This window comes from Pseudomonas sp. MF6396, from assembly GCF_002018915.1.
GTDB classification, from domain to species: domain Bacteria; phylum Pseudomonadota; class Gammaproteobacteria; order Pseudomonadales; family Pseudomonadaceae; genus Aquipseudomonas; species Aquipseudomonas palmensis.
This window is the reverse complement of the sequence record NZ_MVOK01000015.1, coordinates 13,200-34,880: the sequence shown is the minus strand read 5'-3', so window position 1 is coordinate 34,880 and position 21,681 is coordinate 13,200. Positions and strand designations below refer to the sequence as shown.

The window sequence follows — 21,681 nt, the reverse complement described above, 5'->3', positions numbered from 1 at the left end:
TGGCGCCCCTTTGCCGGCCTCACCGGCGAAGGGGGCTGGTCAATCTGCATGACGCCTGTCGGCAAAGGTGCCGACAGCGCGTTGCGCGGCTACAATGCGCGGCTACCGTGACCAGCCAGACTAAAAAGACATGTCCCTACCCAAGCATCACCTGGAATTGCTCAGCCCCGCCCGCGACGTGGCGATTGCCCGCGAGGCGATCCTGCATGGCGCCGATGCGGTGTACCTGGGTGGCCCGAGCTTCGGTGCCCGCCACAACGCCTGCAACGAGGTGAGCGATATCGCCGGGCTGGTGGAGTTTGCCCACCGCTACCACGCGCGGGTGTTCACCACCATCAACACCATCCTGCACGACAACGAGCTGGAGCCGGCGCGCAAGCTGATCCACCAGCTGTACGACGCCGGCGTCGACGCGCTGATCGTGCAGGACCTGGGGGTGATGGAGCTGGACATTCCGCCCATCGAGCTGCACGCCAGCACCCAGACCGACATCCGCACCCTGGCACGGGCCAAATTCCTCGACCAGGCCGGCTTCTCGCAGCTGGTGCTGGCCCGCGAGCTGAACCTGCAGGAAATCCGCGCCATCGCCGACGAAACCGACGCGGCCATCGAGTTCTTCATTCATGGCGCGCTGTGCGTGGCGTTCTCCGGGCAGTGCAACATCTCCCACGCCCAGACCGGACGCAGTGCCAACCGTGGCGACTGTTCCCAGGCCTGTCGCCTGCCCTACACCCTCAAGGACGAAAAAGGCGGCGTGATCGCCTACGAGAAGCACCTGCTGTCGATGAAGGACAACAACCAGAGCGCCAACATCCGCGCCCTGGTAGAGGCTGGCGTGCGTTCGTTCAAGATCGAGGGCCGCTACAAGGACATGGGCTACGTGAAGAACATCACCGCCTACTACCGCCAGCGCCTGGACGAAGTGCTCGAAGACCGCACCGACCTGGCCCGCGCCTCCAGCGGCCATACCGCGCACTTCTTCGTGCCCGACCCGGACAAGACCTTCCATCGCGGCAGCACCGACTACTTCGTGAGCGAGCGCAAGATCGACATCGGCGCGTTCGATTCGCCCACCTTCACCGGCCTGCCGGTGGGTGTGGTGGAAAAGGTCGGCAAGCGCGACCTGCAGGTGGTCACCCATGCACCGCTGTCCAACGGCGACGGCCTGAACGTGCTGGTCAAGCGTGAGGTGGTCGGCTTTCGTGCCAACATCGCCGAGGCCAGGGGCGAGTTCGACGAAGACGGCGAAAAGCGCTACCGCTACCGCGTAGAGCCCAACGAGATGCCCAAGGGGCTGCACCAGCTGCGCCCCAACCATCCGCTGAGCCGCAACCTGGACCACAACTGGCAGCAGGCGCTGCAGAAGACGTCGGCCGAACGCCGTATCGGCCTGGGCTGGGTCGCGCAGTTGCGTGAACACGGCCTTGAGCTGACCGCCACCAGCGAGGAAGGCATCAGCGCCAGTGCCACCCTGCCCGGCCCGTTCGGCCCGGCCAACAAGCCGGAGCAGGCGCTGGAGCAACTGCACGACCTGCTCGGCCAGCTGGGCACCACCCAGTACCACGCCACCGGCATTCGCCTGGATGCGCCGCAGGCGTACTTCATTCCCAACTCCCAGCTCAAGGCGCTGCGCCGCGACGTGATCGAGAGCCTCACCGCCGCCCGCGTTGCCGCGCACCCGCGCGGCGGCCGCAAGGCCGAGACGGTGCCGGCGCCGGTATACCCCGAGTCGCACCTGTCGTTCCTGGCCAACGTGTACAACCAGAAGGCCCGCGACTTCTACCACCGCCACGGGGTCAAGCTGATCGATGCGGCCTACGAGGCCCACGAAGAGCCCGGCGAAGTGCCGGTGATGATCACCAAGCACTGCCTGCGCTTCTCGTTCAACCTGTGCCCCAAACAGGCCAAGGGCGTCACCGGCGTGCGCACCAAGGTTGCGCCCATGCAGCTGATTCACGGTGACGAGGTACTGACCCTGAAGTTCGACTGCAAGCCGTGCGAGATGCACGTGATCGGCAAGATGAAGGGGCACATCCTCGACCTGCCGCAGCCGGGCAGCGTGAAGCACATCGTGGGCCATATCAGCCCCGAGGACCTGCTCAAGACCGTGCCGCGCGGCACGCACTGAGTGCCGCCCGGGCGGTCATGCGCCCTGCATGACCGCCCGCACCCGGCGGCGCAGGCCTATCCCCTGCCCGCCAGCCGGCCTTGCCTGGCCAGGGTCAGTTCCTCGATGCTGATCTCGCGCATGCGAAACTTCTGCACCTTGCCGGTGACCGTCATGGGGAACTCGTCCACCAGGCGAAAGTGCCGCGGCACCTTGAAGTGGGCGATCTGCGCCCTGGCCCATTCGCGCAGTTCGTCTTCGCTGGCACTGTGTCCGGGGTGGAACTTGACCCAGGCCACGATCTCCTCGCCATAACGGCTGCACGGAATGCCGATCACCTGCACGTCGGCGATGGCCGGGTGGGTGAAGAAGAACTCCTCCAGCTCCCGCGGGTAGATGTTCTCGCCCCCGCGAATGATCATGTCCTTGCTGCGCCCGACGATGCGCACATAGCCCTGCTCGTCCATCACCGCCAGGTCGCCGGTGTGCATCCAGCCCTCGTGGTCGATGCTCGCGGTGGTGGCCTCGGGGTTTTCCCAGTAGCCGAGCATGACACTGTAGCCACGGGTGCACAGCTCGCCGATCTGCCCGCGGGGTACCGTGAGCCCGTCGCTGTCCACCAGCTTGCTCTCCAGGCGCGGCTGGGTACGCCCCACGGAGGTGACGCGCAGCTCCAGGTCGTCCTCGGCGGCGGTCTGCAGCGACACCGGGCTGGTCTCGGTCATGCCATAGGCGATCTGCACCTCGCTCATGTGCATCTCGTCGATCACCCGGCGCATCACCTCGATCGGGCAGGTAGCGCCGGCCATGATCCCGGTGCGCAGGCTCGACAGGTCGAATTCATGCCGCTGCGGGTGGTCCAGTTCGGCGATGAACATGGTCGGCACACCGTAGAGCGCGGTGGCGCGCTCCTCGGCAACGGCGCGCAGGGTGCTCAGCGGGTCGAAGGCATCCCCGGGGTAGATCATGGTCGAGCCATGGGTCAGGCAGCCCAGGTTGCCCATGACCATGCCGAAGCAGTGGTACAGCGGCACCGGGATCACCAGCCGGTCGTGCTCGGTCAGGCCCAGGCTCTCGCCGACCATGTAGCCGTTGTTGAGGATGTTGTGGTGGCTGAGGGTTGCCCCCTTGGGAAAACCCGTGGTGCCGGAGGTGTACTGGATATTGATCGGGTCGTGCCAGTGCAGGCCGGCCTGGCGCTCGGCCAGGGCCTGCACGGTCACCGCCTCGGCCATGCCTTGCAGGCCCGCCCAGGGCAGAAAGCCTGGGGGTGGTTGCTCGGCCAGGCTCACCACGCCGCGCAGGGCCGGCAGGCGCTGGCAGTTCAGGCTGCCGGGGGCGACGCTGGCCAGCTCCGGCACCAGGCCGAGGAGCATCGCGTGGTAGTCGCTGGTCTTGAACGCGTCGGCGCAGATAACCCAGTTGCAGCCGGACTGCTTGAGCGCGTATTCCAGCTCGCTGCTGCGATAGGCCGGGTTGATGTTGACCAGGATCACGCCGACCTTGGCGCTGGCGAACTGGGTGATGCACCACTGCGCGCAGTTGGGCGCCCAGATGCCCAGGCGATCGCCGCGCTGCAGCCCCAGGGCCAGCAAGGCCCGGGCGTGGCGCTCGACCTCCTCGGCCAGTTGCTGCCAGCTGTAGCGCAGGCCCTGGTGGCGCACCACCAGCGCTTCACGCGCGGCGAACCTGGCCGCGGTGGCGTCGAACGCCGCGCCGATGGTCATGGCGAGCAGGTCCTTGTCCTGACGCCCCTGGGTATAGCTCGGTTGATTCATGGTTGCCCCTTGTGCTGGTAGCTGATGCGGCTCAGGGCATCGTTGCCCTCAGGGGTATGGCAGGCCATGCACTTGGCATTGAGAATCGCCTTGCCATCTTCGGCCACGGCGGGGGGCAGAACAGCACAGGCCAGCATGGCCAGCGTGCCGGCAGTCAGGGAATGCCGGAGTCGTGTTGTCTTCAAGGTCGGGCCTCCACGGTATTGTTTTTATAAATCGTCCGCGCCCGGCGAGGGGCTGTAGGGCACATCTGATTCACACCAAGCAGAGTGCATGCCAACAAAAACAAATCTTTGTTTAACAGTTAGTTATCAGACATTCCTGATAAACAAGATTGATTCAAGCGGTGCCCGGACGTGCAATTTCGCGATGACTGTCTAACTCTGAGACAGCTGAGACCACTACCTGGCCCGCCGCCTGCAATGCCGAGGTCCACCCACCGGGTCGGTATTGACCAGGCGCAGCAGCACTCGACCCAGGCGGTTCAACTGCGCAGCTGCTTGATCTTGCGGTACAGCGTGGCGCGGCTGATGCCCAGGGCATCGGCTGCCGCGGTGATGTTGCCGTGATGACGCGCCAGGGCGCCACGGATCAGCTCCTCCTCGTTTTCGCGGATGCTGCCCGGCTGCTGGGTGCTGCCCCTGAGGTCTTCAAGCAGGCAGTCGGTCAGGTGTTCCAGGCCCAGCAGTGGCTCACCCGGCTCGCGCATGGCCACCGCCGAGCGCAGCACCATCTCCAGCTGGCGGATGTTGCCGGGCCAGTCGTAGTTGTTCAGCAACGCGGCCAGCTCCTTGCTCAGGCGCACGCCGTGGGCGCCGAACTTGTGCAGCAGGCTGTCGATCAGGGCGCCCAGGTCGTCGCGCTCGCGCAGTGCCGGCAGGCGCAGGCTCACGCCGTTGATGCGGTAGTAGAGGTCTTCGCGAAACTGCTGCTCGAGCACGTGGCGCTTGAGGTCGCGGTGGGTGGCGCAGATCACCGCCACGTCGATGTCCTGCTCTTCGCCGGCGCCCAGCGGCGCCACCCGGCGCTCCTGCAATACCCGCAGCAGGCGTGCCTGCAGGGCCAGCGGCATGTCACCCACCTCGTCGAGAAACAGGGTGCCGCCGTGGGCCTGCATCAGGCGCCCGACCATGCCGCCACGGCGCGAGCCGGTGAAGGCACCTTCGCGGTAGCCGAACAGTTCGGACTCGATCAGCCCCTCGGGTATGGCCGCACAGTTGACCGCCACGAACGGCTTGCCGGCACGCGGGCTGGCCTGGTGCAGGGCGCGCGCCACCACTTCCTTGCCGGTGCCCGTTTCGCCCAGCAGCAGCACCGGCAGTTCGTTCTTCAGGCCCTGCAGGGCCATGCGCAAGGTGCGCGCAAGGCTGCTGTCGCGCCCGGCCAGGGCCTCGAGGTCGACGCTCTTCTGCGCGGCCACCGGGGCAGCGGGTGCAGGTGTCGCGGCAATCACGGGCTGGCGCGGCAGGTGCTGGGAGCGGAAGTAGAACTCGCCCTTGGCGGTCTGCACGCTGCTGATGCCGCCCTGCCATACCCGGCTGATGAAGGCGCTGGAGCGTTCGCCGATCAGGTCGCTGCAGCTGCGCCCCACCAGGGCGGCGCGCGATACCTGCAGCAAGGCGCAGGCCTGGTCGTTGGCGGCCAGCACCTCGCCGTCCAGGCTCAGGGCAAGCAGGCCGTGCCAGGCGCTGCCCAGGTACTGCGGGCGGTTGTGGAAGGCCACCACCAGTTGCTCGGGGTAGCACAGGCCGAACATGCGGCTTTCGATGTTGCCGGCCGCCAGCAGCAGCGTCGAGAGGTTGTCCTGGGGCTGGGCCATGACGCCTTCGCGGGTCAGGTCGAGCACCCCGATGATCTCGCCGCGCGGGTCGCGCAGCGGTACCGAGGTGCAGGAGAACGGGCTCAGGCGGTCCAGGTAGTGTTCGCCGCAGTTGATCAGCGTGGGGCGCCCTTCCACCACGGCGGTGCCGATGGCATTGGTGCCGCGCACCGACTCGCTCCAGCAACTGCCCGGGTGCAGGTCGCGCAACCCGGTCTGGCGCAGTGGCTCGGTGTTGCCCTCGATGGCCAGCACGTTGGCCTGGGCGTCGCCGAGGATGATGATGCCGCCCTTGCCCTGGCGCGACACCAGGTACTCCAGCTCCGGCGTGGCGGCGTCGATCAGCAGCCGGTTGCTTTCCAGCAGGCGCTTGAGCTCACCGCGCTGCGGGGCGGCCAGCTCGTGCCGCTCGCCTTCGAGGCAACTCAGGCCATGGCCGAGGCTGCGCCGCCACGAGGCATCGATCTCGTCGCGCAACATGCCCAGCGGCAACTCCCCGTCATGGACCAGTTTCATGCGTGCCTGGCGTGACTCCTGCAAAGGGTCAGCGGCGTTTTTTATTAGAATGGTGCGTGCCATCGCTTACTCCAGCGCCCGTCGAACGTTGTGCACTTAAGGCAATGTAACTCAAGGGAGTGTGCTTGAGATTTGCAGGGCCGTCACCCGCAGGCGCCGACAACCTGATCGGCAGAGTGGCACAAGGTTACGTTTACGTAAAGGTGATGAATCGCGACGTGTCGTCCTCCTTTCAGGCGCGCCGATTGCGCGCCAGCACCCACAGCAGGTACACCCCGCCCAGCAGGCCGGTGGTCAGCCCGATGGGCAGGTTGAGGTTGGCCACAAAACGCTGGCTGAGCAGGTCGGCGGCCAACAGCAGTACCGCCCCCATCAGCGCTGCGCTCACCAGCGGCACCTGCGCCGAGGTGGTCAGGCGCCGTGCCAGCTGCGGCGCGGCCAGGGCGATGAAACTGATCGGGCCGGCCGCCGCGGTGGCGATCGCGGTCAGGCCCACCGCCGCCATCACCATCAGCAAGCGGGTACGCTCCACCGCCACACCCAGCTGGGCGGCGCTGTCGTCACCCAGTTCGAGGATGTTCAGGCGCCGTGCGTGGTACACCGCCACCGGCACCACCAGCAGCAGGCCCAGCGCCGCCGGCAGCACATGCGACCAGGTGCGGGTGTTGAGCGAGCCGGCCAGCCAGATCTGCGCCGACATGGCCTGGTCGAGGTTGCCCATCACCAGCAGCACGGTGTTGAGCCCCGAGAGCATCGCGCCCACGCCGATGCCCACCAGCACCAGGCGATAGCCGCCGGTGGTGCGGCCCTTCATCGACAGCACGAACACCAGCGCAGCGGTGCCCACGCCGGCGAACACCGCCGCCAGCGACGCCCCCAGCGGGCCGGCATCGAACAGGATGATCTGCACGATCGCCCCGCTCGCCGCCCCGGTGGTGAAGCCGATGATGTCGGGCGAGCCCAGCGCGTTGCGCGAGATGGACTGGAAGATCGAGCCGGCCATGCCCAATGCAGCGCCCACGCACAACGCGGTGAGCACCCGGGGCAGGCGCACGCGCAGCACGATGCGCTCGGTGGTCGGGCTCGGCCCTGCCCCCAGCAGGCTGGCCAGCACCTGGCCCGGCGTCAACGGCAAGGTGCCGATGCCCAGCAGCAGCACCCCCAGCCCCAGGGCCAGCAGCACCAGCACGGCACACACCAGCACCCCCCGTGGCTGCCAGCGAAACGACAGGGCGGCCAGGCGGACGACCCGTGTAGCGGTAGTGTTCATAGCTTGCTCAACCGGAATGTGCGCACCAGCGCGATAAAGAACGGCCCGCCGATCAGCAGCGCGACGATACCCGCCGCCACTTCCGCCGGCGCCGCCACGACCCGGCCCAGCACATCGGCCCCCAACAGCAGCACGCCGGCAAACAGTGCCGAGTACGGCAGGATCCAGCGGTAGTCCGGGCCCACCAGCAGGCGCGCCAGGTGCGGCGCCACCAGCCCCACAAAGCCGATCGGCCCGGCAGCGGCGGTGGCAGCGCCGGCCAGCAGCATCACCGCCAGGCAGGCCAGCAGCCAGGTGAGGCGCACGTTCACCCCCAGCGCCAGGCCCAGGTCCTTGCCCAGGGCCATGGCATTGAGGCTGCCGGCCAGCGCCAGCACCGTGACAGCGCCCGGCACCACGGCCATCGCCAGCACGCCCACCGCCTCGAAGCCGCTCTTTTCCAGCGACCCCGATGCCCAGTGGCGAAACTGGTCGAACACCTGCGCCGGCGCATTGAGGATGATGATGCCGGTGACCGAGGCCAGCATCACCGACAGACCGGCGCCGGCCAGCACCAGGCGCACCGGGTTGGTGCCGGTCTCCTGGGCACGGCCCAGCATGAACACGGCCACCCCGGCCAGCCCGGCGCCGACGAAGGCGCACCACACGTAGCCGCTCATGCTGCTCAGGCCCAGCACGGCCACACCGACGATCACCCCTACCCCGGCCCCGGCGTTGATGCCCAGCAGGCCCGGTTCGGCCAGCGGATTGCGGGTGACCGCCTGCATGATCGCACCGGCCAGGCCCAGCGCCAGCCCGGCCAGTATCGCCACCAGCGTGCGCGGCACCCGCAGTTCGCGCACGATCAGGTGCTGGTCGTCGAGCCGGTCGTAGGCCGACAGCGCCTCGAACACCTGGGCCACGCCGATGCTGCGCGACCCCACCACCAGGCTCGCCAGCACCGCCACGACCAGCAACAGCAGCCCCAGCAGCAGGCCCTGACAACGTCTTGATCGCACCATGGCTCAGCGGTACGCCCGCGCCACGGCGTCGATCATCTCGCGCCCGGAGTAGTAGTCGATGCGAAACGAACTGGGGCCCAGTGCATACACCCGCTTGTGCACCACCGCCGGCAGGTTGGCCAGCACCGGGTCGGCGAGAAACGCCTGCACGTCGGCGTCGCTGCCGCCCAGCAGGAACACCGTGTCGCCGGTGATGGCCGCCGAGAGGTTTTCACGGGAGATGAAGTCCACGTCGGAGCTGCGCTTGACCTGCCCTTGCAACCCTTGCGGCAAGCCGGCCACCGCGAACCCGAGAGCTGCCAGCAGCTGCGCATGGGGGCTGTCCAGGCGCGCTACCGAATAGCTGCCACCCAGGTTGTAACCCACCACGCTGACCGCGCCGGCAGGTGGCGTGATGCGCGCTGCAACCTGCGCGGCGTAGGCGTCGAAGCGCTCGATGGCCGCCTCGGCCTGGGCCTGCAGGCCGCTGGCCTGCCCCAGTTGGCGCGCCAGCTCCTGCCAGCTGTGGTTGGCGTAGTTGACCACCACCGTGTCGATACCCTGGGCCTGCAGCTCGGCCTGGTGGGGCAGCACACTGTCGGCCCCGGTGGCCGACACCACCAGCAGGTCGGGTGCCTGCCCGACCACCGCTTCGAGGTCGAACACCAGGTTCTTGTACAGCACCTGCACGCCGCGCTGGTCGGCCACCTCGGCCCACTGGGTGAAGAAGCCCTTGGCATCGGAGATGCGGCTGGGCGTGGTCGCGGCACTGGCCACCAACGGCGCGTCCATGGCCAGCAGGATGCCGGTCACGCTCGGCGAGGTGGACACGATGCGCTTGGGCGAGGCCTGCGCCGACGCCGTCGGCGCCTCGTCCGCAAGCTCGGCGGGCTGCCGGGCCAGCCACAGGGCGACGCTGGCCACAGCGACGATGGCCAGCACGGCCACCACAATCTTTTTCATCGTCTAGCCCTGCTCGTCAAGGTGGTGGGCGAAGGTCGAGCCGCTGTAGCCCTTGCGGAACAGGCCGGCCTGCACCAGGCGTGGCATCAACTGGTCGAGAAACAGGTTCAGCGACTCGACCGAGCCACCGGGCGCGGCAATGAAGCCGTCGATGGCGCCACTGGCAGCCCAGTCCGCGATCTGCTCGAAGGCCTCGTCGACGGTGCCGACCACCTGCCAGTGCGCCGCCGAGATCACCTCGGGGCGCAGCAGCAGTTGGTCGATGCTCAGCGACTCGCGCTCGATCAGCCGGCGCAGCAGGCTGCTGTGGGTACGGCTGGAGGCGTCCGGCGCAACCACCGGCAGGTCGGCGCGGGTCACCGGGTGGTCGAGGGGCCAGTCGGCCAGGTCCAGCCCGGTCATTTCCTTGATCGAGGCCAGCTTGCGCGCGCGGTTCATGCGCCCGTGGGTCTGCATGAACACCGCCCGGGCCTGCTCGCGGGTGTCGGCCAGGTACAGGCTCAGGCCCGGCAGCAGGCGGATCGCCTGCGCCGAGCGGCCATGGCGTTCGGCGCGCCGGCCCAGGTCACGGCGCAGTTCAAGCGCCGCTTCCTTGTCGGGCGTGGGTGCGAACACCAGGTCGGCCACCGAGGCGGCGAAATCCCGCCCCGACTCCGAGGCACCGGCCTGGATCAGCGGAATGCGCGTGCCGGGGAAGGCTGGCAGGTTCAGCGGGCCCTTGACCTTGAGGTAGGTGCCCTCATGGTTGACCGGGCGCACCTGGGTGGTGTCGGCATAGCAGCCATTGGCACGGTCGATGGTCAGCGCCTCGAACGGGAAGCTGCCCCACAGCTGGTGCACCAGCTCGGTGAACTCGGCCGCCCGCGCATAGCGCTCGTCGGCGTCGGGCATCTGCTCAAGGCCGAAGTTCTCGTGCCCCTGCAAGGCGGTGACGATGTTCCAGCCCACGCGCCCGTTGCTGATCCAGTTCAGCGATTGCAGCTGGCGCGCCACCACATACGGCGGATAGAAGGTGGTCGACACCGTCGACACCAGGCCGATGTGGGAGGTCTGCTGGGCCACGGCTGCCAGCAGGATGGTGGGGTCGAGGCTGGTGAAGCCAGGGCCGCTTTCGAGCATTTCCACCGGCAGGCAACTGACGTCGGGGCGGAACACGAAGTCCAGGTGCGCGGCTTCGGCGCGCTGCGCCAGATCGATGGCGAAGGCGCTGGTGAACAGGCCCTCGACGTTGCTGTCGGCGCGCCGCCAGGCGTCGCCGCTGAGCCAGGTGGGGGCCAGTGAAAGGCCGATATGGAGTCGCTTGGGCGAGGTCATCAAAGCTCCGGGTGCAAGTGATCGAGTACGGCGGCCCCAGGGCCGCCGTTGACAGTGGGTTGATTCAGAACGAGCCCTTGACGCCCACGCCGAACATGCGTGGCGTGGTCATGCTCGCCTCGGTGCCGCCGATGCCGCGGTTCTGCTGCAGGTAGGTGGCCGAGCGGTCGTCGAACACGTTCTTGACGTAGCCGTACAGTTCCACCGCCGGGGTGAACTGGTAGCTGGCGCGGGCATCGGTCAGTGTGTAGGAGTCGACCGAATACGACGAGTTGTTGGCCGTGTCGGAGTAGTAGCCGTCGATATGCCGCACCTGGGCCGACAGGTTGAGCTTGTCGGTCACGTCCCAGCTGGGCCCGAAGCTCAGGGTGTAGCCGGGCGACTTGGCAAACTCGTTGGCCTGGTAGCTGTCGTTGCTGGTGATGCGGTCGATGCGCGTGCGCAGGGTGCCGGCGCTGGCCTTGAGGGTCAGGCTGTCGAGCAGCTGGTAGTCGGCGCTCAGTTCCATGCCGTAGGCGTGGGCCTTCTCGGCATTGATGGTGTAGGACTGGCTGATTCCGGTGGAGATCACCACCGGAATGTTGTACTGCGAATCCTTCATGTCCATGTAGAACAGGTTGCCGCTCAGGCGCAGGCGGTCATCGAGCAGGCTGGCGCGGGTGAACAGCTCGTAGTTCCACACCGACTCTTCCTTGAAGTACTGCCATTGGCGCGTCGACAGGTTGAGCGAGACACCGCCCGGGTTGTAGCCGCGGCTGACCATCGCGCCCACGGTCCAGTCCGGGGTCGCGGCGTAGGCCAGCGATACCTTGGGCAGCACGGCGGTGAAGGTCTTCTGGTAGTCCAGCGCAGTGGGCGCCAGCACCGAGTTGCCGTCGCGCTCGATACGGTCCTGCTGGAAGCGCAGGCCCGTGCTCAGGGTCCACAGGTCGCTCAGGCGGTAGTTCAGCTCGCCGAAGAGGCCGAGGTTTTCCTTGGTGTCGTCGAACGCCGACAGCCCGGCCAGGTTGAGGGTTTCGTCGGTCCTGGTGCGCGCCACGTAGAGGCCGGTGGCGCCGCTGAGCACGCTGTGCTGGTCACCGAACACCAGGCGGGTTTCGTTGGACAGGTTCTTCTGCTTGATGTCGGCGTCGCCCTGCCCCGGGATGCCGGTGTAGCGCTGCACGCTGGACAACGAATACTGCGCCTGGTTGATCAGCTTGAGGCCGTTGTCGAAGTCGTAGCTCACGTCCAGCACGCTGGTGTTGGTGCTCTGCTCCCAGCTGGGCATGGTCGTGGTGGTGTGATCGAGCTTGTGGTACGGCGCCGAAGCGGCTTCCTGGGTGGGGCGGTTGCTCTCGTTGTGCGAGAAGGTGAACTTGGCCTCCAGCCCCTGGATGTCGGTGGGCAGCCATAGCAGCTTGGCGCGGGTGGTGAGCGCGCTGAAGTCGTGGTCGGTCTTGCCCTTCTGGAAGTTGGGGTTGGTGTAGTCGATGAAGGTATCGCGCGCCGAGTAGTCCACCGCCAGGCGCCCGGCCAGGTCGGTACCCATCAGCGGCCCGGACAGCGCGATGGAGGTGCGCTTGGCGTTGTAGTTGCCGATCTCGGCCTGGTAGGCGGCCTCGGGGGTGAAGGTCGGGTCCTTGGTGTTGACGATGATCGCGCCGCCGATGGCGTTGGCGCCTTGCGAGGTGGTCTGCGGGCCGCGGAACACCTCGATGCTGTCCACGTCCCACACCGAGGTGGCGCCGAAGAACATCTCGTTGTAGTTCAGGTAGTGGCCGTCCAGGTTGATGGTGGCCCGTGGCACGGTGCCGCCCCAGAACTGGTTCTGCCCGTTATTCGGGCCCTGGGTGTCCTGGCCGCGGATGATCGGCGCGCCTACCGAGTCGGTGTAGATCACGTTGGGCACGTCGTTGAGCACTTCATGCACGCTGGCGTTGCCGGTGTTCTGGCGCTCGATGTCGCGGGCAGTCTTGACCGACACCGAGGAGGCGGTGTTCTTCAGGTCACGCTCGAGCTTTTCCCCGGTGATCATGATCGGTTCGAAGGTGACTGCGCCTTTGCCCGGGGCAGCAACGGCATCATCGGCCATCGCAGGCGCCATGCCGAGCACGGTCGCCAGGGTCAGCACGCTGAAACCGCAGGTGAGTTCAAGGGGTGAATAGGCCTTCAAGATACGCTCCAAATGATAATCATAATCGTTTGTGCGAAAGGTATCATGTGGCCACTTCATTCCTCAATAGAGAATTGATTCTGCAATGTGGTAAATCCAGGGGCCCGGCCAGCGCTCGGAAAAGTCGGTATCATGCGCACCGACGCCGCGCACAAGCGGCGCGCACTTGATGCCTGATGAGGACCAGCCGCCAGCCGGCGATGAGGAGAGGCCCGTTGAAAAAAACCATTCCAGCTGCGGATGACGCCCCGCACGCGCCGGGCGAAAAACGTTCGGGCACCATTCAGTCCGTCGCCATCGCCGCCCGCTTTCTCAACGTGCTGGCCAGCGCCGAGCACGAACTGGCCCTGGGGGAAGTGGCGCGGCGCACCCAGACCGGCGCGTCAACCGCGCACCGCTACCTGCAGAGTCTGGTCAAGGAGGGCCTGGCCAGGCAGGACCCGGCCAGCAGCCTGTACGACCTGGGCCCGGCGGCGCTGAGCATCGGTATCGGTGCGCTCAAGCGGGTGGATGCAGTGGAGGTCGCCGCCCAGCACATGAAGGCGCTGGCCCACCAGCATGCGGCCAGCGGCGGCGTGGCGATCTGGACCGACCGTGGCCCGACGCTGGTGCGCTGGTACCGCAGCGCGTTCTTCTCGATCAACCCGCTGGCCCTGGGCGACGTGCTGCCCATCGACAACACCGCCTGCGGGCTGGTGTTCCAGGCCTTCCTGCCCAAGGCCACCATCGATGCGGCGCGCAAGCTGCAACCGGCGCACTTTCGCGGCACGGCGCCGGCCAAGGCTGTGCTGGACGAGGTGCGCAGCAGCCGCTGGGCCGAGAAGACCAGCCACCTGCTGTCGAATGTCACCGGGCAGGCCGCGCCGGTGTTCGACGCCCAGGGCGAGATCGTGTGTGTGGTGACCACGGTGACCGACCTGGGTCAGCTCAAGACGCCCGAAGACCGCGATGCGCTGTTCCGGGCGGCCAGCCGGGTCAACCAGTCAACCGGCGGCCTGCCGTGGCAAGGCGCCTGACACCACCGCCCGCTCGCGCGACAAGGGCACCAGCAGCGGCGTGCCGCTGACCGGGTCGGCGATGATCATCGAGGCCACGCCGAACACCTCCTGCACCAGGGCCTCGGTGAAGATGCGCGCCGGGTCGCCCTGGGCGACGATGGCGCCGGCCTTCATGGCGATCAGGTGCGAGGCATAGCGGCACGCCTGGTTGAGGTCATGCAGCACCGCAACGATGGTGCGGCCCTGGCGATTGAGCTCGGCCAGCAGCTCCAGCAGTTCGATCTGGTGCGCGATATCGAGGTAGGTGGTGGGCTCGTCGAGCAGCAGTACCGGCGTCTGCTGCGCCAGCACCATGGCGATCCATACCCGCTGGCGCTGGCCGCCGGACAACTCCTGCAGCAGGCGCTCCGACAGCTCGCTGACCTGCGCCGCCTGCATGGCTGCGGTCACGGCCTGTTCGTCGGCCTGCGACCATTGGCGCAGGAACGACTGGTGCGGGTAGCGCCCGCGGGCCACCAGGTCGGCCACGGTGATGCCGTCGGGCGCAACCGCGCTCTGGGGCAGCAGGCCGAGCCGCCGGGCCACGTCCTTGGCCGCGAGCGTGTGAATATCGACCTGATCGAGCAGCACCGTGCCGCTCGAAGGCACCAGCAGGCGCGACAAGGCCCGCAGCAAGGTGGATTTGCCACAGGCATTGGGGCCGACGATGACGGTAAAGGACCCTTCGGTGATAGCCACCGAAAGGTCCGTGGAGATCGTGCGCTGGTCGTAGCGAAGCGTCACGGCGTCAGCCTGCAGGCGATACGTCATGGAGAGGGTGTTCCGGTGAAGGGATTCGGCGCCAGTATTGCAGATGAGGAATTTATTCCGCAATCCGGAACGCCGGCGCCCTGCCCTCAGCCCGCGGCCATCAACGGCTGGCACTGCGCGTAGTGCCGCGCCAGGCCCTTGAGCGAATGCCCCAGGGTGATACGGGTGTGCCGGTCGTACTGGTGCAGCAGGTCCAGACGGCCCTGCTGCAACCTGGCCAGGATGGCGCGGGCAGCCAGGTCGGTGGCACCCAGGGCGTGGGTCAGCCCCTGGGACGACACCGGGTCGAAGGCAATGGCCGCCTCGCCCACCGCCAGCCAGTGCGCCGATGCACAGCGCTGCAGTGCACTGCAGCCGGCATCCAGCACCTGAACCTGCGCTGCGGCCAGTTCGTCGGCACCTGCATAGCGCTGCATCAGGCGCGTGCGCTGCAGTTGCTCGGCCAACTGCGGCGCGGAGCGCTGACCGTCACCGCCGGGAAAGAAGCGCACCAGGGGACGCTGGCCGCTGGCGGTGGTGGCCCCAGACCACCAGCCCTGGGCATCCGCCTCGATCAGCAGCCACTCGGTGTCGGCCAGTTCCGAGCCACCTCGGGGCAGGCGCGCCGCGACGGCCACCTGACGACTCAGGCGCTGGCGTCGTGCCCCGCCGAGCCGGGCGATGCAACTGGCCTTGCCGGTGGCATCCACCACGAAACGTGCCTGCCCGCGCCAGGGGTGTTCACCTCGCCGACCGCCCAGGGTAATGCTGTCGTCGGCAAAATCGGCATGGGTCACCCGCACGTCGTCTTCACGGGTGATCCCAAGCGCCGCCGCCCTTTCCCGCAGCCGGGCGTCGAACACCCGTCGTTCCAGGAACGCGCCATGGGCGGCGCGCTCGCAGAAGTAGTCGCGCAATACCGGCTCGCTGGTCAGCCAGATCGACTGCACGCCGCAGCAGCGTCGCGCCACGGTGCTGTCGTCGAGCAGGTCGGCGTGCCCCAGTGCGGCAAGTGCAGGCAACGCCTCGGGGGACAGGCACTCGCCGGGGCGCAGCGCAGCCTCGGGTTCACGCTCCACCAGCCCCACCTGCAACCCGGCCTGCGCCAGGCGGATGGCCAGCGCCGTGCCGGCCGGCCCGGCGCCCACCACCAGCACGTCGTGCACGGGGTTCAAATCTCGTCCCTGCGCAGCCGACGACGTGGCGGTACCTTCTGCCTGGGCGGCTCCAGTTCGGTCTCGCCCAGCAACGGTGGCGGCGAATCCAGGGCCTCGATCACCGCCAGCAGGTCGAGCTTGGCATTGGAGCCGGTGACCCGCTCGGGCCGCCCGCTTTCGATCCAGGCCCGCGCCGGCAACCCCAGTGCGGTCGCCTCGGGGGTGGCGTCATGGGCCAGCAGAATGCCCAACTCCCACCAGTGGCTCACCATCAGGTTGATGCGCGTGAAGTAACTGCCCTTCAGGTCGCGCAGCCAGTCCTCGCGGTAGGAAAAATGCTTGAGCTGCTGCGCCGGCGTGGTACGTCTTGCGCCCACACGCTCCCACGCCTCGCTGCTCAGTACCTGGTTGGGCACGCGGGCCCCCCAGTAGCTGGGGAACGACAGGTAGGTACTGGGCTCGTACTCGGCATCCGACAGGCACGAGGCCTCGTCGGTCTGCCACGGCACGCCCAGCGCGCGGGTCAGCGAACCCGGGCCCACGCCGTCCAGCGGGCCCTGGGGTGCCAGGCACACCTGTGGCGTGAGTTCGTCCCCGAAATCCTGGCGCACCGCCTGCCCCTGGGGCAGTACCGCCAGGCGATAAGGGCTGCGCCACACGCTGGGCACGCGCATGAACCAGGTCAGTTCGATGCCCGGGTGGAACGGGCCGCCCAGGCATTCATGCAGGCCGGCGCGGTCCAGCGCCTGGGCCTGGGCGCGCGGTTCGAGCGTGTCGAAGTCTGCCGGCACCGGCGCGCCCTGCCAGTCGGCGACGAATTCGCCTTGCGCCCACTGGCTCAAGGCCTGGTACATCAGCGGGGTGACCGCGAGCCCGACCGCGGATGGCGGCTGGGGGTCGAGGTCATAGTCGCCGTAATAGTCGCCGTACACGGGCAACAGCGCCGGTGCGAACTCGGCGGTGCTGGCGGGGTCGCGAAACAGCGCGAAGACCTTGCGCCGAAAGTCCGCACTGGCCTCACCGGGGTCGGCCAGCCGGGCCACCACGTCGGGGTTCTGGGTATCGAGTGGCGAACCGTGGCCGCTGAGCATGAACAGGCCCTGGTTGGTCCACTGCATGTGGGTCATGCGCTCGAAGATCGGCCAGATATCGCGGGTGAACGAACAGCTCGGCTCGGCCGGCAGCTGACCCTGGCGCACGAACAGGTCGCGCACCACCTCTTCCATGGTGACCACGCCGAACAGCCCTGGCGCGTAGTTGGGGGGCGTCACCACCAGGTAGCCGGGCTCGGCATCCAGGCGCTGGCCGTTGTTGAACGTCACCCGTGCGTACACCGGGCCGTCCGACACGTCGTCGTGCCAGTCGTCGTTGTTGGCGAAGGTTGTCGGTGGGGTCTTGTCCACCCGCGGTGCGCTGTGGCCGTGCCCGCCGAGGGCGATCAGGCGCCCGGCCTCGTCGGTGCGCAGTTCGCCTAGGTACACGGGTTTGCCGTGGAAGGTGCCGGTGTCGAAATGAAAGGGCTTGCCTTGCTGGCGGCGGCCGCTGATGGTCCTGGGGCCGGGGCGGATGTCCAGGGCCTGGCGCTGCGCGCCGGTCACGTGCGGGTTGCGTCGTTTTTCGGCGATGGCGTACTGGCCGGGCAGGTCCATGGCATTTTCGAAGGCGTACCAGCCGGCCTTGAGGTTGGCGACTTCCACGGTCCATTCGATCTGCACGCCGTCGTCCAGGCTCAGCTCCTGTACGGTGCCGTCGTGCAGTTCGGCATAGAGGCGAAAGCGCACGGCCTGGCGCCGCACCTGGCCCCTGGCATCGCGAAATTGCCCGTCGGCGCTGCTGGCCAGTGCCCCTGGCACTTGCGCGGCGAGTACGTACTCCTCATCGCCATCGGCGTTGCCGACACGGGCAACGCCGAGCCCTGGGTGCACACGAATGGATTTGATCGATGCCGGGCTGATCATGGCCGTCTAGCCTCCTTGCCAGTGGGGTCTGCGCGAATGCGCAATTTCGCGCTCAACGCTAGATGGCGAATGGAGGGGTGTCAAATGGCCATGTCAGCCAGCAATCCGAAGCTCAATTTGCGCCGTTGAGTCAGCCGTTGCGAGAGGCCGCGTTGTTGTCGATCGCCTTGGGCCCCGCCACGCCCCACACGATCAGGCCGACCAGCGGCACGAACACCACCAGCACGATCCACAACATCTTGCGGTCGGCCTTGCTCTTGCTGCCGATGATGCTCTTGATGGCCCACAGTTCCACCAGGGCCAGGATTACCGCCAATGTGATCCAGATATAACCGTTGTTTTGCATGCGTCATCTCCCGAATGGTATTGCGTTAGGTCAGGCGACGCCGCGATGGTTCAGTGAATCTGCGCCCAAAGGCGCCAGGCAGACACCTCACTGCACCGGCAGAAAGTTCATCAGCAACAGGCTCTGCGCATAGTTCAGGCCGATGCGCCGGTAGCGCTCGTCGAGCATCTGGGTCAGCAGGTCCAGGCGCGCGACGATCTTGCCGAACTCCACGGCAAAGCTCAGGTTGCTGCCCGCCTCGGAGATTTCGTTGGAGAACAGCAACAGCACGCCATTGGCATCCTGGCGCTGGCTCAGCAGCCAGGTGGCTTTCTCGATGTTGCGCGCTGCGTTGCTGACGAACTGCGGGTCGATGGTGTCGGTGATGAAGAATTCGGTACGCCCGCCATGGGCGGTCACCAGCATGCTGCCGATGGCGTAGATGAACGCGCCAACGCGATCGCCCCTGAACTCCGGGCTCAGGGCATAGCTCAGTGCCGCCAGGTCGCGGCGCTCGCCCAGCTGCGGCAAGGCCTGGCGCTGCTCGATGGCCTGGCGGATCTGCCGCTCGGCACTGGCAGCATCGAGAAAGCCCGATTCGCGCCACTGGTTGGGGTTGCGCAGGTACAGCTTGCTCATCAACAGGTACAGGCTCTGCAGGTTGTCCTGCATCGACAGCGTGGCCATGCGATCGACGCTGGTCTGGAACAGTTCCTGGGGCCGGCCGTTGCCCAGCTGGGTGGCGATATCGCGCCCCTGCTGCTGGGTACAGCCAGCGGCGCAGGCCATCAGCGTACCCGCCAGCAACAGCCGGCGCAGCACGCGCTGGGGTGGAACGCAAAGCGGATAAACCATCGGCACCGGGGTCTGGATTCACGGGCCGCGTCGGGGATCGACGCGGCCTGGCGATGAATAGAGCCGAAAAAACGCAAAAAGTGCGATAACCGCCAGACCGCAGTGGCGCCACGCCGCACTATTGGAGCACCGCGCCCCGCTCCTCCAGCAGTTTCACGAACATCGCCAGGCTGCGCGATACCGTGCCGCTGCGCCATACCAGCCAGGTACGCAGGTAGCGAAAACGTTGCGACATCGGCCACACGCTGACCGTGGCGCACCCCGGCATGCTCTCGAGCATGCTGCGTGGCATCAGCGCCAGCCCCGCCCCTGCGCTCACGCAGGCGAGCATGCCGTGGTAGCTCTCCAGTTCGAAGATCTTGCCCGGCACGGCGGCATCCTGGGTGAACCAGCGCCCGAAATGATGGCGGTACGAACAGTTGGCCCGGAACGCATAGATGCTCTGCCCGTTGACGTCCTGGCCACGGTGGATCGGCGCATGGTTGAGCGGCGCGATGATGACCATCTCCTCCTCGAACACCGGCACGCCCTCCAGCGAGGGGTGCAGCACCGGGCCGTCGACGAAGGCCGCCGCCAGGCGTCCCGACAGCACGCCCTCGATCATGGTGCCCGACGGCCCGGTGGAGAGGTCCAGCTCGACCTTGGCGTACTGCTGGTTGTAGGCCGCCAGCAACGCGGGGATGCGCACCGCTGCGGTACTTTCCAGCGAGCCCAGCGAGAACGCCCCCTGGGGTTCCTCCCCCGCCACGGTCAGGCGGGCCTCCTCCACCAAGGCCAGGATGCGCTTGGCGTATTCCAGGAAGGTCCAGCCGGCCGGCGAGAGGCGCAGGCGCAGCTTTTCACGAATGAACAGCTCCACCCCCAGGTCGGCTTCCAGCTGCTTGATCCGCGTGGTCAGGTTCGACGGCACGCGGTGGATGTGCTGGGCGGCTGCGCTGATGCTGCCGTGCTCGGCCACGGCGGTGAAGATCTCAAGCTGTACCAGGTCCAAAAACATTCTCCAAACGTGAAAGAAACCGTTTTTATTATTCAGTTTTCGAAAGATTAGCACGGCATTACGCTGGGCCCCTGTTTCCCTTCTGACAGGAACGCCCGCCATGACCGACATAACCAGCCACACCCATGCCCTCTCGATCAACCCGGCCACCGGTGAACGCATCGGCCACTACGCCTATGAAACCGACGCACTGATGGACGCCGCCCTGGGCCGCGCCGCTGCCGGGTTTGCCGGCTGGCGGCGTACCCCGCTGGCCACCCGCTCGGCCCTGCTGGTGAAACTGGCCGGCGTGCTGCGCGACAACGCCCAGGCCATGGCGCGGATGATTACCCTGGAAATGGGCAAGCCTGCGGCCCAGGCCCGCGGCGAAGTGGAAAAGTGCGCCCAGCTGTGCGAGTGGTACGCCGAGAACGGGCCGGCCATGCTGGCCCCCGAGCCAACCCAGGTACCCGACGCCAAGGCCCACATCGAATACCGCCCACTGGGCCCGATCCTGGCGGTGATGCCGTGGAACTTCCCGCTGTGGCAAGTGCTGCGCGGTGCGGTACCCGCGCTGATCGCCGGCAACACCTACGTGCTCAAGCACGCGCCCAATGTGATGGGCTCGGCCTACCTGCTGCGCGATGCGTTCCAGCAGGCCGAATTCCCCGAAGGCGTGTTCGAGGTGCTCAACGTGACGCCTGAGGGCGTATCCAGGGCCATCGTCGACCCGCGCATCGTCGCCGTGACCCTTACCGGCAGTGTGCGTGCCGGTGCCGCCATCGGTGCCCAGGCCGGTGCCGCGCTGAAAAAATGCGTACTGGAACTGGGCGGCTCCGACCCGTTCATCGTGTTGAACGATGCCGACCTGGATGCCGCCGTGCAGGCTGCCGTGATCGGCCGCTACCAGAACACCGGCCAGGTGTGCGCGGCAGCCAAGCGGCTGATCGTCGAAGCCGGCGTGGTCGAGGCATTCACCCGCAAGTTCGTCGAGAAAACCCGCGCGCTGGTGATGGGCGACCCGTTGCTGGCCGACACCTACCTGGGGCCGATGGCGCGTCATGACCTGCGCGACGAGCTCGACCAGCAGGTCCAGGCCACCCTGGCCGAAGGCGCCACGCTGCTGCTGGGCGGGCACAAGGTCGAAGGCCCGGGCAACTACTACGCGCCCACGGTACTGGCCGACGTCACCGACCAGATGACCTCGTTCCGCCAGGAGCTGTTCGGCCCGGTGGCCACGATCATCACTGCCCGGGATGCGCGCCACGCCCTGCAGCTGGCCAACGACAGCGAATTCGGCCTGACCTCGACCGTGTACACCCGCGATGCGGCACTGGCCCGACAACTGGCCGACGAACTGGAGTGCGGCGGCGTGTTCATCAACGGCTACAGCGCCAGTGACCCGCGCGTGACCTTCGGTGGGGTGAAGAAGAGCGGCTTTGGCCGCGAACTCTCGCACTTCGGCGTTCGCGAGTTCTGCAACGCGCAGACCGTATGGTTCGATCGCCACTAAAGTACGAAGCACCTTCCTATAAAGCGCAGGATAAAAAAATAGGCTTATCCTGCGTTTAATAGATACCCATGGCAGCGCTTATCCATTAGCCTCAACTCACTCTCAAACACAGCAGGCACCTTGCCACTATAAAAATCAGCACCTTTCATCTATTTTGCGCCCGCTTGCAACTGCCAAACATAACTCGAAATAACAGTCTTGATTGGAG

General features: G+C 67.0%; 17 protein-coding genes. 3 read left to right on the top strand and 14 right to left on the bottom strand.

Annotated features, from left to right (window positions below; translation table 11 throughout):
* Nucleotides 1-130: 130 nt before the first annotated feature.
* Nucleotides 131-2,128, top strand: a complete 1,998-nt coding sequence (locus MF6396_RS16415) for a peptidase U32 family protein (RefSeq protein WP_078480936.1) — start codon at nucleotides 131-133, stop codon at nucleotides 2,126-2,128.
* A gap of 56 nt (nucleotides 2,129-2,184) precedes the next feature.
* On the opposite strand, the gene MF6396_RS16410 is transcribed toward MF6396_RS16415, so the two are convergent.
* The 8 genes from MF6396_RS16410 to MF6396_RS16375 form a co-directional block, all read right to left on the bottom strand.
* Nucleotides 2,185-3,885: an AMP-binding protein gene (locus MF6396_RS16410; RefSeq protein ID WP_078480934.1), complete on the bottom strand. Its 1,701-nt coding sequence runs from the start codon at nucleotides 3,883-3,885 to the stop codon at nucleotides 2,185-2,187.
* Entirely contained in the window at nucleotides 3,882-4,070 is a 189-nt protein-coding gene (locus tag MF6396_RS16405) for a c-type cytochrome (RefSeq protein WP_078480933.1), read from the bottom strand. The genes MF6396_RS16410 and MF6396_RS16405 overlap by 4 nt, the downstream gene beginning before the upstream one ends.
* A gap of 299 nt (nucleotides 4,071-4,369) precedes the next feature.
* Nucleotides 4,370-6,283: a sigma-54-dependent Fis family transcriptional regulator gene (locus MF6396_RS16400; protein ID WP_078480932.1), complete on the bottom strand. Its 1,914-nt coding sequence runs from the start codon at nucleotides 6,281-6,283 to the stop codon at nucleotides 4,370-4,372.
* A gap of 169 nt (nucleotides 6,284-6,452) precedes the next feature.
* Nucleotides 6,453-7,490, bottom strand: coding sequence for a FecCD family ABC transporter permease (locus tag MF6396_RS16395; protein WP_078480931.1), 1,038 nt, complete (start codon nucleotides 7,488-7,490; stop codon nucleotides 6,453-6,455).
* Nucleotides 7,487-8,491 carry a FecCD family ABC transporter permease gene (locus tag MF6396_RS16390; RefSeq protein ID WP_054914475.1) on the bottom strand — a complete coding sequence of 335 codons (1,005 nt, stop codon included), beginning with the start codon at nucleotides 8,489-8,491 and terminating at the stop codon, nucleotides 7,487-7,489. Before MF6396_RS16390 ends, MF6396_RS16395 begins: the two co-directional genes overlap by 4 nt.
* 3 nt (nucleotides 8,492-8,494) lie before the next feature.
* Nucleotides 8,495-9,433 carry a Fe2+-enterobactin ABC transporter substrate-binding protein gene (gene fepB, locus MF6396_RS16385; RefSeq protein WP_078480930.1) on the bottom strand — a complete coding sequence of 313 codons (939 nt, stop codon included), beginning with the start codon at nucleotides 9,431-9,433 and terminating at the stop codon, nucleotides 8,495-8,497.
* Between the two features lie 3 nt (nucleotides 9,434-9,436).
* On the bottom strand, nucleotides 9,437-10,747 hold the full coding sequence (locus MF6396_RS16380; RefSeq protein ID WP_078480928.1) for an NtaA/DmoA family FMN-dependent monooxygenase: 1,311 nt from the start codon (nucleotides 10,745-10,747) through the stop codon (nucleotides 9,437-9,439).
* A 64-nt stretch (nucleotides 10,748-10,811) separates the two neighbouring features.
* Complete coding sequence (locus tag MF6396_RS16375) at nucleotides 10,812-12,902, bottom strand: TonB-dependent receptor (protein ID WP_238596444.1); 2,091 nt, start codon at nucleotides 12,900-12,902, stop codon at nucleotides 10,812-10,814.
* A gap of 227 nt (nucleotides 12,903-13,129) precedes the next feature.
* Here MF6396_RS16375 and MF6396_RS16370 point away from each other — a divergent pair, with 227 nt between their 5' ends.
* Nucleotides 13,130-13,918, top strand: a complete 789-nt coding sequence (locus MF6396_RS16370) for an IclR family transcriptional regulator (RefSeq protein ID WP_443217209.1) — start codon at nucleotides 13,130-13,132, stop codon at nucleotides 13,916-13,918.
* Here the strand turns inward: MF6396_RS16370 and MF6396_RS16365 are convergent.
* The 6 genes from MF6396_RS16365 to ptrR form a co-directional block, all read right to left on the bottom strand.
* Nucleotides 13,886-14,710, bottom strand: a complete 825-nt coding sequence (locus tag MF6396_RS16365; protein WP_043861228.1) for an ABC transporter ATP-binding protein — start codon at nucleotides 14,708-14,710, stop codon at nucleotides 13,886-13,888. The two genes, MF6396_RS16370 and MF6396_RS16365, sit on opposite strands and share 33 nt — an antisense overlap.
* Before the next feature lie 86 nt (nucleotides 14,711-14,796).
* A complete protein-coding gene (locus MF6396_RS16360) occupies nucleotides 14,797-15,855 on the bottom strand; it encodes an NAD(P)/FAD-dependent oxidoreductase (protein ID WP_238596450.1) in 1,059 nt (352 codons plus the stop codon).
* Nucleotides 15,856-15,860: 5 nt separating this feature from the next.
* A complete protein-coding gene (locus MF6396_RS16355) occupies nucleotides 15,861-17,804 on the bottom strand; it encodes a LodA/GoxA family CTQ-dependent oxidase (protein WP_078480924.1) in 1,944 nt (647 codons plus the stop codon).
* Nucleotides 17,805-17,934: 130 nt separating this feature from the next.
* A complete protein-coding gene (locus tag MF6396_RS16350; protein ID WP_058540214.1) occupies nucleotides 17,935-18,150 on the bottom strand; it encodes a PLD nuclease N-terminal domain-containing protein in 216 nt (71 codons plus the stop codon).
* An 87-nt stretch (nucleotides 18,151-18,237) separates the two neighbouring features.
* Complete coding sequence (locus MF6396_RS16345; RefSeq protein WP_043861224.1) at nucleotides 18,238-18,984, bottom strand: hypothetical protein; 747 nt, start codon at nucleotides 18,982-18,984, stop codon at nucleotides 18,238-18,240.
* 118 nt (nucleotides 18,985-19,102) lie between these two features.
* On the bottom strand, nucleotides 19,103-19,975 hold the full coding sequence (gene ptrR, locus MF6396_RS16340; protein ID WP_078480923.1) for a putrescine utilization regulator PtrR: 873 nt from the start codon (nucleotides 19,973-19,975) through the stop codon (nucleotides 19,103-19,105).
* 106 nt (nucleotides 19,976-20,081) lie between these two features.
* Between ptrR and MF6396_RS16335 the strand changes: the two genes are divergently transcribed.
* On the top strand, nucleotides 20,082-21,473 hold the full coding sequence (locus MF6396_RS16335; protein ID WP_078480921.1) for an aldehyde dehydrogenase family protein: 1,392 nt from the start codon (nucleotides 20,082-20,084) through the stop codon (nucleotides 21,471-21,473).
* Nucleotides 21,474-21,681 lie beyond the last annotated feature (208 nt).